Raw genomic sequence first — 13,598 nt, 5'->3', positions numbered from 1 at the left:
GGGCGGCTATCCTCTAGGTCTGCTCAGATTCAACTGCGATCTCTTTCCTGAAGGAGTCCGTCCATGTCCGAGAAGTCCCCAGCCACCCGCATCGAGAAAGACAGCCTGGGAGACGTTGCCGTCCCGGCCGATCATCTCTGGGGTGCCCAGACCGAAAGGTCGCGTCAGAATTTTCGTATCGGCACCGAGAAAATGCCGCCCGCGCTGATCGAGGCGTTCGCGGTCCTGAAGCTGTGCGCCGCCCGCGCCAACCGCGAGCTTGGCGTGCTCAAGCCCGACGTGGCGGACGCCATCGAGAAGGCCGCCGAGGAAGTCATCGCCGGCAAGTGGCCAGGCGAGTTCCCGCTGTCGGTGTGGCAGACCGGGTCCGGCACGCAAACCAACATGAACCTCAACGAGGTGATCTCAAACCGCGCCATCCAGATGCTGGGCGGCGAGGTGGGCAGCAAGAAGCCGGTTCACCCGAACGACCACGTCAACGCCAGCCAGTCGTCGAACGACAGCTTCCCGACGGCGATGCATATCGCGGCCACGCGTGCCATCCAGCAGACACTGTTGCCGTCGCTGGAGACGCTGCAACAGGCGTTCGCCAGGAAGGTCGACGCGTTTGCCGACATCGTCAAGGTCGGCCGCACCCATCTGCAGGATGCCGTGCCGCTGACGCTGGGGCAGGAATTTTCCGGCTACATGACGCAAGTGGCCGACGCGCAGTCGCGGCTGCAGCAGGCCATGCTGCGTGCGATGCCCGTGGCGCAGGGCGGTACCGCCGTCGGCACGGGCCTGAACGCGCCGCCGGGATTCGCGGCGGCGTTTGCCAGGGCGCTGGCCGGCTACACGGGCCTGCCGTTCGAGCCGGCCGCCAACCGCTACGCGCTGCAGGCCGCGCACGATGCGCTGGCGGACCTGTCCGGCGCGCTGAACACGACGGCGTCATCGTTCCTGAAGATCGCGCGCGATTTCATGCTGCTGGGCTCGGGCCCGCGCGCCGGCTTTGCCGAGCTGCAGTTGCCCGCCAACGAGCCGGGTTCGTCGATCATGCCGGGCAAGGTCAACCCCACGCAGGCCGAGGCGCTGGCGATGGTCTGCTGCCGCGTGATCGGCAATCACACCACGGTCACGCTGGCCAACAGCCTGGGCACGCTGGAACTCAACGCGTACAAGCCGGTGATCGTCTACAGCTTGTTGCAGTCCGTCACGCTGCTGGCCGACGCCGCCGCCAGCTTTGCCGAGCACATGGTGGAAGGCGTCGAGCCGGACCGCGCACGGATTCAGGAACTGCTGGAGCGCTCGCTGATGTCGGTGACGGCGCTGAATCCGCATATCGGCTACGACAAGGCCGCCGAGATCGCCAAGCTCGCGGTCAAGAAGAACCTGTCGCTGCGCGAGGCGGCCATTGACTCCGGTCACGTCACGAACGAACAGTTCGACCAGTGGATTGACTTCAAGGCGCTGACGAAGGAAGTATGAGCGCCGGCTGCGGCCAGCGGGCGTCCGGAAGGTGCCCGCTGGCCGCGCCATGCCAAGCCCGGTGGCGCGCCATGCCACCGCTGCGCCCCTGATACCCCGCCATGTTCCGTTTTCGCCTGACGCTCGCCTTTGCCCTGCTCGTCGCCCTGGTCTGCATCCAGGCGGCGTTCGTTTATTGGGGCGCCAACCGCGTCAACGACTACGCCCAGCACAGCCGGCTGGCCAACGACATCCTGGCCGAACTGCTGGACCTTTCCGCCAACAAGCAGCGGCTGCGCGTCTGGGCGTCGCAGCGGCTGATGAACGCCGATGCCTCGCCCGAGGCCCGCGACCGCCTGCTGGCCAGCATGAAGCGCAGCGCCGGCCGGCTGCAGCAGCTTGCCCAGCGGGACATCGTGCTCTGGAACACCATCTCGGCGCTCGACGGCGTGCCCGTGCCGCCCGAGGTCAACGAACTGGCCGGCATGTCCGAACTGCTGGGCGACAACATCCGCGCAGTGGAAGGCCGCCTCGTGGCCCTGCAGCCCCTGCCGCGCGACGCCGACTTCGCGGGCGTCTGGAACGAGCTGAACGAGGTGTTCGACAAGGCGCGCGGCCGTGACCTGCGCGAACTGCTTTACGGCGCCATCGAACGCCAGCGCGCCGCCGTGCCGGTGGCGCGGGCCGCCACCGAGCGCGGGCTGGACCGGCTGCGGACCCAGGCATTCGTGATGGCCGCCGTGACGCTGCTGGCGGCCGTCGTGCTGGCGCTGCGCCTGGGCCGGCGGCTCAAGCGGCCGCTGGACCAGTTGCTCGAAGGCGTGGGCGCGCTGCGTAGCGGGGCCCTCGACTACCGCCTGCCAATCCATTCCGGCGACGAATTCGGGCACGTCGCCGCCGGCTTCAACGCCATGGCCGCCGAGTTGCAGCAGCACCGGATCGACGCCGACGCGGCCCGCCGCCGGCTGGAAGAGGCGGTGCAGGCGCGCACGGCCGAGCTGAGTTCGGCGCACGAGACGCTCCAGCGCATCGACCAGCGCCGCCGGCAACTGTTTGCCGACCTGGGCCACGAGTTGCGCACGCCGACCACGGCCATCCGCGGCGAGGCCGAGATTGCGCTGCGCGGCGGCGAGAAGCCCGCGCACGAGTACCGGCAGGCGCTGCAGCACATCGTCGGCGCCGCCGAGCAACTGACCGGGCATATCAACGACCTGTTGCTGATCGCGCGGGCGGAAGCTGACCAGTTGGTCATGCAGCCGCGCAGCGTGGCGCTGTGGCAGCTCCTGCAGGATTCCGCCGATTTTGCCGATGCGCTGGGGGCCGAGCACGACGTCAAGATCCAGCTCCAGGCGCCCGAGGGCGCCGACGGTCTCACCGTCATGGCCGATGCCGACCGGCTGCGGCAGGCCATCGTGATCCTGCTGGACAACGCCATCCGCTATTCGCCGCGCGGCAGCACGGTATGCCTGCGCGCGGCGGCCAGCGGCGACGGCGTACGGATCGAAGTGGAGGACCGGGGCATCGGCATCGACCCCGAGGAACTGGGGTCGGTGTTCGAGCGCTTCATGCGCGGCCGGCGCGCGCGGGCGCATCGGGCGGACGGCACCGGCATTGGCCTGTCGATTGCGCTGGCGATCGTGCGGGCCCATCATGGCAACCTTTCCGTCAGCGCCGCCGCGCCGCATGGCACCCGCGCCTGCATCGAGCTGCCGCCCGGGCCGCGCGCCGATGCCGCCGGCGCCGGCGCGGGCGCCACTGCCATCCCACACCATGAACATCCTGGTCATTGAAGACGACGCCCGCGTGGCCGATTTCCTGGTGCGCGGGCTGCGCGCCGAGGGCTATCTCGTCCAGCTCGCGCGCACCGGGCCCGAGGGGCTGGACATGGCGCGCCGCGGCGACGCGTCGCTGCTGCTGCTGGACCTGATGCTGCCCGGCATCGACGGCCTGGAGCTGTGCCAGACGCTGCGCGCAGAGCGCAACCACGTGCCGATCCTGATCCTGACCTCGCTGAGCGACGTGGGCGACCGCGTGGCCGGCCTGCGGCTGGGCGCCGACGACTACCTGACCAAGCCGTTCGCGTTCGAGGAACTGCTGGCCCGCATCGAGGCCCTGCTGCGGCGTGGCCGCGAGCAGCAGCCCATATCCCAGCAGCTACAGGTGGCGGACCTGGTGCTCGACCGCGACCGCATGCAGGTCATGCGCGGCGGCCAGGCCATCCCGCTGACGGCCAAGGAGCTGGCCTTCCTGGAACTGCTGATGAGCGCGCCGGGCCGGGTGTTCAGCCGCGAGCGCATCCTGTCCAACGTCTGGGGCGCCAACGAGGACCCGCTGACCAATATCGTCGACGTCTACGTGCGCCGGCTGCGCAGCAAGATAGACGACGGCCACGCGCTGCCGCTGCTCAAGACCGTGCGCGGGCTTGGCTACCGCATCGACGATGCACCCTGAGCCAGTTGCGCCGGTCCCGGCACGATTCGTTCATCTGCCGTTCATCTGATCGTCAGCATCGCTTCATCGAAGCCGGGCCCTGCGGTTAACGTTCGGCCCCCAGAATTTTCCCGTGCCGATTCACCGGCGCCACCCCTGCCCAGGGGTGACGACCAGACTGACCACAGGAAAAATTCGATGACATACGTTGGTGCCGCTTCCCTCGCCGCCGTTGCCGCAGGCGTTCTTCTCACCTCGCTGCCGGCCGCCGCGCAGTCCGCCGCGCAGCAAGCCTGCGCGCCCGCCACCCAGCAGCAGATCGCCAGCCTGTTCGACCGCTGGAACGACTCGCTGCGCACCGGCGACCCGGACAAGGTGCTGGCCAACTACGCGCCGGACGGCGTGCTGCTGCCGACCGTGTCCAACCAGGCCCGCACCACGCCGGCCGCCATCAAGGATTACTTCGTCAAGTTCCTGAAGTACAAGCCGCAGGGATCGATCGACGACCGCTTTATCCGCATCGGCTGCAACGTGGCCCAGGACGTCGGCAACTACACGTTCCGGTACGCCGACGGCAAGACCGTCCACGCCCGGTACACCTACGTCTACGAGTGGAAGGACGGCAAGTGGCTGATCGCCCACCATCACTCGTCGGCCATGCCGGAGCCGGTGACGGGGGCGAAGTAAGCGATACCCTTGGCGCCCAGCGCTCAGGCCGGCGTGGCCGTCCTGAGCTTGTCTTCCCACAGCGCCTGGATGCGCTCGCCAAGGATCTCCGGGCGGCCCTTGAAGATCAGCCGCTCGATGGCCTGCGGGCCCGCCAGCTTGCCCTGCATGACCCGCCGCTCCTCGGCGCGCTCGATCATCCGCACGGCCGCCGCGATGTACTGCTCGGTGGACGTGGTGATCGTCCAGTCCGGAAAACCGAGCCGGCGGAACATGCCCTCGTCGATATGCTCGTGGACTTCGGCACCGGTGCGGCACACGCCCACCAGGCCCGACCAGACCGTATCGACGATTCCGTTGGTGTTGCCGAACGGGAACGGGTTCAGGAACATGTCGCAGTCCGCGATGACCGCCATGTAGTCGTCGTAGCTCTGGTGCTTGTGCACGATGGCCGACGGGCCGATGATCCGGCGCACCACATTGCGGACCTGCGGGAACATCAGCCCCGTGGCCTGCCCCACCAGGAAGTGGAACTCCACCGGCACCTTGGTCGTCCGGGCAATCGCCGCGCAGGCCGCCAGGAACTTGGGGTTGAGCTTGATCGTCGTGGCCGCCACGGCGACCTTGACGACTTCGGTCGGCCGCGGCTTCCTTGCCGCGTCCAGGTCCAGCCGCAGCATCGCCGCCGGCGCCCGGTACGGCATACCGTCCGGCGGCAGCTTGAGCAGCGTCTCGCTGAAGCACGCCTCGTCGCCGACGTAGTCTTCCTCGACCACCACGTAATCCATCGCATGGCCGTGGGTCGTGGCCGGATGGCCCAGCGCCATCAGTTGCAGCGGCGCGACGCGCAGGCTGGCCAGCAGCATCGTGATCGGGAACATGCCGACACTTGGCATGTAGGCCGCCTGGGCCTGGTACTTCTCGCTGGTGGCGCGCACGTGCGCGGCGTTTTCCCAGACGCTGCCGCCTTCCAGCGGCACGAACTCGTCGAACACGGCCTTGCCGGCGTCGTCCACGCGCTCTTCGTAGCCCATGCCGACCAGATGGAACTTGTCGCGCATGGCCACCATGGTCTGCGAATGGGTGCGGTAGATCGAATGGTTCTCGGAGAACCACTCCAGCACCACCAGGATCACCGGCTTGCCCGACGCCGGCCGGGCCGCCGGGCGCGCCACGTCGGCCACGCCCAGCGACGCCAGCTTGCGCCGGATCAGCGTGTTGATCGGCTTCTTGATGTCGTGCTTGCCCGGCAGGTCGGCGTAGCTGCAGTGCATGTAGACGTCGTGCAGGATGGCCATCGGCAACTGGTCGACGCTGTCCACCTCGGCCAGCCGCGGCGGCAGCCAGCGCAGCAGCAGCTCGCGCTTGGCGTGCGCCGACGGGGTGGCCAGGAAGCGCGACGACATGATCGCCAGCGCCAGGCCGGCCGGCAGCACCTTGTCGACGCCCCAGATCACGTCCCAGTCGAGCACGACTTCCGATTCCGGGAAATAGAACAACTGAAACTTCTGCAGCTCCGACGTGCGCAGTTGCAGCGCCGTGCGCGCCTCCTCGTCCGCGCCCAGCGTGCGCAGGATGTGGTCGCCGTTCCGGAACGGGCTGGCCGCGAACAGGGCCGCCAGCCAGCGCTGGTACTGGAGCAGCACGGCGGCCCCATGGTCCGAGAAGCGGAACGACGGATTGGCGACGAGGCTCGTGATGGCGGACGCCAGCCGCGTGAGCAGGTGGTCGTCCATGATGTCGAGCGCCTCAACCGATTGCGGCCACTCGTCGACGTCCATCAGCAGCCCGTAGTGGCGGTCGATGAGCTCCATCAGGGCGACCAGCTCGCGGCCGGCCTTTTCGTGCTCGCCGAGGTAGCACAGGTACTCGAACTTGTTGATGCTGAATTTTGTGATCGTCATGATCGGCCTCGCAGGAAAAGGATGGGACAGTGGCACATCAGGCAATCTTCGCGAGCACGAACATGCCCGCCATCGCCCCGCAGGCCAGGCCGATCAACCGGCCCAGCAGCATGTTGTTGAGTTCGTCGTCCAGCACGAACGGATAGCGCTCGCGCCAGTACGTACGCATCAGAATCGGACGCGGCAGGCAAATGCAGGCGGCGATGGTCACGCCAATCAGCAGATGCCAGATGTTCCGCCCTTCGTTCATCTCGGCAACGGGTATGACGGACAGCAGCAGCATCGCCACCACCGTCGTCACGACTGTCAGAAAGATGCCGGCAATCAGCCGGTCGACTGGATGTTTCATGATGGACTCCTTGGTCAATTCACCTGAAGGGTAGAGCCGTCCCTGACCGCATCGAATAGCAATTTCTTTAAACAATTGGCATCAGATTCTGGGTTCGCCGACAGTCACCTGGCGTCTCTGCTTGTCCAGCATCAGACCGAGCAGTTCGCCGTTCATGCGGGCGATTACCTCGGGCACCTCGGCGCCCCAACGCTGGCGGAACAACCGCATCGACGGATACCAGGGGCTGTCCTCGCCTTCGTAGAACCAGCGCCAGTCCGTGTAGAACGGCAGGAACAGCCACGTCTGCTTGCCCAGCGCGCCGGCCACGTGGGCGACCGAGGTATCCACCGTCACCAGCAGGTCGAGCGCCTGGACCGCCTGCGCCGTCTCGATCATCGTCTGCACGCCGGCGCCGATGTCGTAGAAGTTGGGCAGGCGCCGCGCGTAATCGGCGGCCTCGTCGGCGCCGGGACCCTTCTGCAGGCTGTAGAAGTCCACTTCCTGATGCGCGAACAGCGCGTCCAGCACCGAGAGCGACCGCAGCGAGCGTGCATGGTCGTTCTCGTGATTGGGCGCGCCCTTGAACACCACGCCCACCTTCAGCGCCTCGGGCCGCCCGGGCAGGCTGGCCGCCTCCGGCACGCGCAGGAACGGCACCGTTTGCGGCAGGTTCGACACATCGACCGGCAGGTGGGCCATGATCGCGTGCGGATAGACCCAGAAATCGTGCGGCGCCAGGCTGGACGTGGCGTCCACGCGGACCACGTCGTCCGCCTCGCCCGACGCCTTGAACAGCTCGAAGATCGGTCCCTGGCACACCACGGTCACATGGGCGGCGCCACATTGCTCCCGCAGGACCCTGGCGAACCGCAGGAAGAAGATCTCGTCCCCCAGCCCGAACTCGCTCCAGATGACAATGCGCTTGCCCTCCAGCGGCTGGCCTGTCCAGGCCGGGGTGTTGGCCGGCGGCTGCGCCTTGGTGCGACGCTGCCAGTTGATGCGGGCGTACATCCGCTCGCGCAGCTGGAAGCCCTGGTTCAGGCGCCCGCTCTTGATGTAGTGGAGCATCTGGTAGAGCTGCGGATTCCATTCGCCATGCAGGCGCTTCGTGGCCAGATCCAGCACGTGGTCGATCTCGTCCATCAGGCTCCAGCGCTGCGCCAGCATGATCGAGCGAAGGTAGGCCTGGAACCGGTACGGATAGGTCGCGACGGCCTCGCGGCAGCAGCGCACGCAGTCTTCCGCGTTCTGGGCCGCGTTGGCGCGGCCGAGCAGGTCCTGGATGCCCGGCGCGGCGCGCTTGCGCAGCACCACCTCGATCACGCCCTCGACAAAGCGCCGCGTATCGGCCTCGCCGTTGACTGGCGCCTCGCCTTCATGGTCCCGCACCAGCGCCATCCGCTCGCACGACGCCACGCGCGAGAACAGCTGGATGGTGTCCAGCAGGTTCTGGGTCGTCGCGTCGTCGTGCGGTGGCTTGTAGATCGTGAAGCGCGCGCCGCCGCCCTGGCCGGACGACTGCGCCTTGGGATTCTTGCCGGGCATCGTCAGCCGGATGGTATTGCGCGGCGTCAGGAAGTCCTCGTCCGGCACGGTGAAGATCACATAGCCGCCGGGCTTCACCAGGTCCAGCCAGCGGGCCAGCGCCTTGTGCGGGTTGGCCAGGGTCTGCAGGCGCAGGCTGGCGTGGACGAAGTCGAGCGACTGTTCGTCGATGCCCGGCACCTCCTGCATGTCGGACGCCGACTTGCGCCAGGGTTTCACGTCCTGCACGCGCGGGAACCAGCCCGCGAACGTGGCCAGGCTCTCGCCCGCCCCGCAGATGTCCAGTCCCCGGCCGGCAAAGTAATGCTGCAGGAAGGCGGGGTCGTGCGAGCGCCGCAGCGCCGATTTGCTGAGTTCATTCATGATCTGTTCGCGTTCTCATTGGCAACCTGTTCCGACCACAGCGCATACATGCGCTCGCCCAGGATCTCCGGGCGGCCCTTGAAGATGTGCGTCTCGATGGCCTCTCGCCCGGCCAGCTTCGCCGCCAGCGCCTCGCGTTCCTCGTGGTTCTCGGCCATGCGGATCACGGCCGCCTTGTACTCGTCCACGGTCTTGGCGATGGTCCATTCCGGGAAGCCCAGCCGGCGGAACATGCCCTCGTCGATGTGCTCGTGCACCTCCCGGCCGGTCTTGCAGACGCCGACCAGCCCCGGCCAGACCGTATCGACGATGCCGTTGGTATTGCCGAACGGGAACGGGTTCGCAAACATCTGGCAGCTCGCGATGGTGTCCATGTAGACGCCGTAGCGCTGGTCCCGATGCACCACCGCCTTGTTGCCCATCACGCGCTGGATCATGTTGCGGACCTGCGGATACACCAGCCCGCTGCCCTGCCCCACCAGGAAATGGAACTCCACCGGCACGCGCGCCTCGCGGGCAATCGCGCCGCAGGTCTCGATGAACCCCGGGTTGAGCTTCATGGTCGTGGCCGCCACGGCGATCTTGACGACATCGGACGACCGGGCCGGCGGCTTTGGCGGCCAGGCCAGCAGGTTGGCCGACGGCCGGTAGGGCATGCCATCGGGCGGCAGCACCAGCAGTTGCTCGCTGAAACAGGCCGGATCGCCGACGTAGTCCTGCTCGACCACCACGTAGTCCATCGCCGGGGAATGGGTCGTCGCCGGATGGCCCAGCGCCATGATCTGGATCGGCGCGACGCGGAAGGCCGAGACGACCACGGTGACCGCGAACATGCCGACGCTAGGCATGTAGAACATCTGCGCCTGGTACTTCTCGCTGATGTCGCGTACATGGGCGGCCGAGTTCCACACACCGTGGTACTGCAGCTCGATGAACTCGTCGAACACCGCCCGGCCCGCGTCGTCCACCCGGTCGCGGTAGCCCATGCCGACCACGTGGAACTTCCGGCGCATCAGGTCGATGGTCTGCGAATGGGTGCGGTAGATCGAATGGTTCTTCTGGAACGATTCCAGCACCACCAGCAGCACCGGCTTCTTCCCGTCCTTCGGCGCCACGGCCTTGCGCTCGGTGTCATGCACGCCCATCCCCGCCAGCTTGCGGCGCACCAGCGTGCAGAGCGGCTTCTTGATGCTGTGCTTTTCCGGCGTGTCCGCGTAGCTGCAGAACATGTTGACGTCGTGCATGATCACATGCGGCAGCCGGTCGAGGTTTTCCACCTGGTCCAAACGGCCGGGCAGCCATTCCAGCAGGAACTCGCGTTTCCGGTGCGCGGCGACGGTGCCCTGGAACCGCGGCGAGAGGATCGCCATGGCCAGCCCGCCAGCCGCGCCCTTGTCGAGCTTCCACAATGCGTCCCAGTCGAGCTTGATTTCCGACTGCGGCAGGTAGAAGAGCTGGAACTTCCACAGGTCGGCCGGGTGGATGTCGAAGCTGTCGCGCGCCGTTTCGTCGATGCCCAGCGCCCGCAGGATGTGGTCGGCATTGCGGAACGGGCTGCTGGCAAAGATGCTGGCCAGCCAGCGCTGGTGCTTGAGCACCGATGCGCTGTCCTGCTCGGACATGTGGAAGTCCGGATTGGTCGCCAGCGCGGTGATCGCCGCGGCCAGCCGCGTCACCATATGCTCGTCGCGGATATTGATGGCCTCGGTCGACTGCTCCCATTCATCGAGGTGGCTGGTCTCGCCATAGCCATCGGCAATCTTCTGCAGCAGCTCGCGCAGGCCGTTGAAGGCAATCGCGGGATCACTGCGATAACAGTGATGCTCGAACGTCGTGATATCGAATTTCATAGCCGTCTTTCTCGAAAAGGGGCGCTTGGCGTGTTGTGCTTGCGTTGCGTTGGCCTAGTTCGCCCAGGACACGGATAGCCAGTACTGCACGGGTTTCTTGCCGGGGTCGACCCATGAGGTGGAGGAAAAGCCGTATGCCTTGGATACCGAGGCCGAGAACGTGGCGCCGAACGATGTCAGCCATTCCACGCTCAGGCCGTAGCCGGACAGGATGCGTCGGTTGGTGACACCGGGGATGCCGACGTAGCCGGATTCCCAGCGGCTCCAGGGCTTGTGATTGACCTTGCCGATCGCGAAGTCCGAGAACAGGCCGAACTGGAGCTGATTGCCGGCGACGATCGGCACGCGCTTGTGGACGCCGAGATTGAGGATCACGCCGTCATCGAACGACCCTTCGTCGGCCCGGTAGGCGCGCACGGCGCCGGGGCCGCCCACGCTGAGCTTCTCGCTGGGGTCCAGGTTGGTGCTGGCGTACTGGCCGTTCGCGCGCCCGGACAGGAAGAAATCGCCGCTGGTGTTCAGTGCATAGGTGCCGAAGGCCGACACGCCGAGCTTGCCGTAATGGTCCTTGCGATTGACCGCCGCGTCGGTGGCCGGGGAACTGCTGCGCCGGCGGCCGGCCGTCAGGGCCACTTCGCCGCTCCAGATGTTGGTACGCAGTTGCTGCGCCCGGTCGCCATTGTTCCCCTGCAGCGAAAAGCGGAAGGCATCGAGCGTGCTGTGCGAGAACGCATTCTCGAAGTCGACATACGACGTCGACGTGCGGCTGTGCAGGTAGGAGCCGCCGACCCACACGTTGCGGTCGAGCCCGCGCGTGATGGGGTAGCTCAGCCCGAGCTGCGCGGTGTTGGCCACGCCGGCCAGCCGCGTGGAGGCGTTGATCGTGTACTGCTGGCGCGTGAAGCCGCCCGTGAGGCGCAGCCCGTCGTCGAAGATCGGGATGCTGCCGGTCAGCGACCCGGTCCACATGCGTTTCTCGGTGCCGGTCAGCGTCAGCGCGTAGCTTTCGCCCAGCCCGAAGAAGTTGTTGCCGGAGCCGGTCACGCCGAGTCGGGTGAGACCTGTTGCCTCGATACCCTGGTTGTCGATGAAGATGTCGCCGCTCAAGGGCTTGCCGCGCTGCTGCAGGCTGAACAGCACGTCGATGCCGCCCAGCGCGCCGCCGGACGAAAACTGCGGCGCCTTGGCAATCGCCACGCCGGGCACGTCCTGCAGGAGCTGCGTGGTGCGCTCCAGCCGCGACGTCTGCAGGACGCAGACGCGGTCGAGCGTGTCGGCGCCACAGAGTGCCTTCGTGATGAGCCGATAGAGCCGGGCATCCTTCACGCGCGACTTGTTGTCGATCTTGACTTCATGAATGCGGCCAGGAAAGGCCGTGAATTTCAGCGGCGCGCCTTGCCGGCTCGCCTGCCAGTCTGGCTCGGTCACGAGGACCTGGCCGACGGGGTAGCCGCCCTGGCGCAACGCGTTGGTGAGGCTGTCCGACCATTCGCCGACGGCTTCGAGGGTCGTCGGCGTGTCGCCCAGCGTGGCGGAAGCCTTGCGAAGAACGCCGACGATGTCGTCGTGTGCGCGGCTGCCCGCCGGGACGACGTCAAAGGCGACGTTGGCGGCGGGAATGCCAGTCTGCGTGGTGGATGGTGTTTCCGACTGCGCCTGGACAGGCGCGACGGCGAATAGCAGCGTGGTGCACAGGCAGCGCATGAGCATGCGCGTGCGGCTGGCATGCTGCCGGAGCATGGTTTCGATGGTTTTCAAGATTTTCCAGAACCGGTCGAGACATCTTGCATGTCCGATTCTGCTCAGAGAGCGTTCATGCAAGTCAGCGTAGCGGCGCAGCGGCCACAGGCTAATAGCCGTTTTACGAAATCTCGACGTGGACCCGAGCGTTAGGCGCATACCCAGCATCTCCCACCCCATGCATGTGAGCGGAGTGTGGCAGGGAATGTGCGCGTTCGAAATGAAAATGGTCCGAATCAGTTTCCGCATCGACAGCATCGGAAACTGATCGGAACCGCTGGTTCTTGTTGAATGATTGGACCCATGGCGGGCGCCAATATGCCGGCGCCTTTCGACGCCGGCACATGGCTATCGTCAGCCGCCGATACCGCCTGCCGTACCCGGCGTAGCCGAGACGGTGGAGCTGGTGCTTGCTGCTGGCGCAGCGTCACTCTTCAACCAGCCGTGGCTCTTCACGACGTAGCGCTTGCCATTCGGCGCACCGGCTTCGGTGTAGAAGAACTCGCGTGTCTCCATGTTCACCGCCAGATCGGCCTTGGTCTTGGTGACCGGGTCCTCGTAGACGAAGTGCTTCGTCCCGTTGGCGCCGTCCTGCAACGTCAGCGTGCGCTCGACAGTCCCGGACCTGGTCTTCACCTGGACCGTGGCCGTCGTGCCCTTCACCTGGACGGTGGCACCCGACATCAGCGCACCTTCCCACGCCTTGTCTTCGTCGGACTCGACCGTCAGCGGCACCGGGGCATCGAGATACCACGTCTGGTCGGTCAGGTCGTCGATCACGTAGGCCAGGATACCGCCCGCGCCAACCGCGCCCATGATTGCACCGGCCGTGGCACCCGAGTTGGAACCACCCGAGCCCGAACCGCCCGAGCCGTCCGAACCACCGTCAGGCGTCTTGTCGCCGCCGTCGGAGCCGTTGCCACCGTTCGAGCCGTTACCGCCGTCGGAGCCATTGCCGTTGCCGTCCGGGCCGTTACCGTTACCGTCGGGACCGTTGCCATTACCGTCGGGGCCGTTACCGTTCCCATCGGGTCCGTTGCCATTGCCGTCGGGACCGTTGCCGTTCCCATCGGGTCCGTTGCCATTGCCGTCCGGGCCATTGCCGTTGCCGTCGGGGCCGTTACCGTTCCCGTCCGGACCGTTGCCGTTCCCATCCGGGCCGTTGCCATTGCCGTCGGGGCCGTTGCCGTTGCCGTCGGGGCCGTTGCCGTTTCCGTCAGGGCCGTTGCCGTTCCCGTCGGGGCCATTGCCATTGCCGTCGGGGCCGTTGCCGTTTCCGTCAGGGCCGTTGCCGTTCCCGTCGGGGCCATTGCCGTTGCCGTC

Annotated in this window: 9 protein-coding genes and 1 pseudogene; 4 read left to right on the top strand and 6 right to left on the bottom strand. The window is 66.8% G+C overall.

Features of this window, described 5'->3' with window-relative positions; genetic code table 11:
• Nucleotides 1-63: 63 nt before the first annotated feature.
• The 4 genes from fumC (at nt 64) to QTN24_RS21405 (ending at nt 4,563) form a co-directional block, all read left to right on the top strand.
• Nucleotides 64-1,467 (top strand): class II fumarate hydratase, encoded by a 1,404-nt coding sequence (gene fumC, locus QTN24_RS21420; protein ID WP_313839666.1) that lies wholly within the window; start codon nt 64-66, stop codon nt 1,465-1,467.
• A 101-nt stretch (nt 1,468-1,568) separates the two neighbouring features.
• Nucleotides 1,569-3,236, top strand: coding sequence for a HAMP domain-containing sensor histidine kinase (locus tag QTN24_RS21415; protein WP_313839664.1), 1,668 nt, complete (start codon nt 1,569-1,571; stop codon nt 3,234-3,236).
• Nucleotides 3,217-3,897, top strand: coding sequence for a response regulator transcription factor (locus tag QTN24_RS21410; RefSeq protein WP_313839662.1), 681 nt, complete (start codon nt 3,217-3,219; stop codon nt 3,895-3,897). The genes QTN24_RS21415 and QTN24_RS21410 overlap by 20 nt, the downstream gene beginning before the upstream one ends.
• Nucleotides 3,898-4,074: 177 nt before the next feature.
• The gene (locus QTN24_RS21405) at nt 4,075-4,563 is read left to right on the top strand and encodes an SgcJ/EcaC family oxidoreductase (RefSeq protein WP_313839660.1); all 489 of its coding nucleotides are present in this window, start codon (nt 4,075-4,077) and stop codon (nt 4,561-4,563) included.
• Between the two features lie 23 nt (nt 4,564-4,586).
• Here QTN24_RS21405 and QTN24_RS21400 read toward each other — a convergent pair whose 3' ends face one another.
• The 6 genes and pseudogenes from QTN24_RS21400 to QTN24_RS21375 form a co-directional block, all read right to left on the bottom strand.
• Entirely contained in the window at nt 4,587-6,446 is a 1,860-nt protein-coding gene (locus QTN24_RS21400) for a peptide transporter (protein ID WP_313839658.1), read from the bottom strand.
• A 37-nt stretch (nt 6,447-6,483) separates the two neighbouring features.
• Nucleotides 6,484-6,795 carry a hypothetical protein gene (locus QTN24_RS21395; RefSeq protein ID WP_124685757.1) on the bottom strand — a complete coding sequence of 104 codons (312 nt, stop codon included), beginning with the start codon at nt 6,793-6,795 and terminating at the stop codon, nt 6,484-6,486.
• Nucleotides 6,796-6,876: 81 nt separating this feature from the next.
• Nucleotides 6,877-8,685 carry a methyltransferase domain-containing protein gene (locus tag QTN24_RS21390; protein ID WP_313839656.1) on the bottom strand — a complete coding sequence of 603 codons (1,809 nt, stop codon included), beginning with the start codon at nt 8,683-8,685 and terminating at the stop codon, nt 6,877-6,879.
• Nucleotides 8,682-10,535, bottom strand: coding sequence for a peptide transporter (locus QTN24_RS21385; RefSeq protein WP_124685758.1), 1,854 nt, complete (start codon nt 10,533-10,535; stop codon nt 8,682-8,684). Before QTN24_RS21385 ends, QTN24_RS21390 begins: the two co-directional genes overlap by 4 nt.
• 54 nt (nt 10,536-10,589) lie before the next feature.
• A complete protein-coding gene (locus QTN24_RS21380) occupies nt 10,590-12,293 on the bottom strand; it encodes a ShlB/FhaC/HecB family hemolysin secretion/activation protein (protein WP_313839631.1) in 1,704 nt (567 codons plus the stop codon).
• A 336-nt stretch (nt 12,294-12,629) separates the two neighbouring features.
• Nucleotides 12,630-13,598, bottom strand: a pseudogene (locus QTN24_RS21375) (hypothetical protein); the annotation flags it as partial.

It is taken from the genome of Cupriavidus sp. SZY C1, assembly GCF_032190535.1.
In the GTDB taxonomy this organism is placed as follows: Bacteria; Pseudomonadota; Gammaproteobacteria; order Burkholderiales; family Burkholderiaceae; genus Cupriavidus; species Cupriavidus pauculus_C.
This window is presented reverse-complemented; position numbering and strand designations above follow the sequence as displayed.

What these genes read in the sequence shown, in the direction of transcription:
- QTN24_RS21415 (WP_313839664.1), top strand. Translation starts at nt 1,569, where the DNA reads ATGTTCCGTTTTCGCCTGACGCTCGCCTTTGCCCTGCTCGTCGCCCTG.
- QTN24_RS21390 (WP_313839656.1), bottom strand. Translation starts at nt 8,685, where the DNA reads ATGAATGAACTCAGCAAATCGGCGCTGCGGCGCTCGCACGACCCCGCC.
- QTN24_RS21385 (WP_124685758.1), bottom strand. Translation starts at nt 10,535, where the DNA reads ATGAAATTCGATATCACGACGTTCGAGCATCACTGTTATCGCAGTGAT.
- QTN24_RS21405 (WP_313839660.1), top strand. Translation starts at nt 4,075, where the DNA reads ATGACATACGTTGGTGCCGCTTCCCTCGCCGCCGTTGCCGCAGGCGTT.
- QTN24_RS21410 (WP_313839662.1), top strand. Translation starts at nt 3,217, where the DNA reads ATGAACATCCTGGTCATTGAAGACGACGCCCGCGTGGCCGATTTCCTG.
- fumC (WP_313839666.1), top strand. Translation starts at nt 64, where the DNA reads ATGTCCGAGAAGTCCCCAGCCACCCGCATCGAGAAAGACAGCCTGGGA.
- QTN24_RS21400 (WP_313839658.1), bottom strand. Translation starts at nt 6,446, where the DNA reads ATGACGATCACAAAATTCAGCATCAACAAGTTCGAGTACCTGTGCTAC.
- QTN24_RS21395 (WP_124685757.1), bottom strand. Translation starts at nt 6,795, where the DNA reads ATGAAACATCCAGTCGACCGGCTGATTGCCGGCATCTTTCTGACAGTC.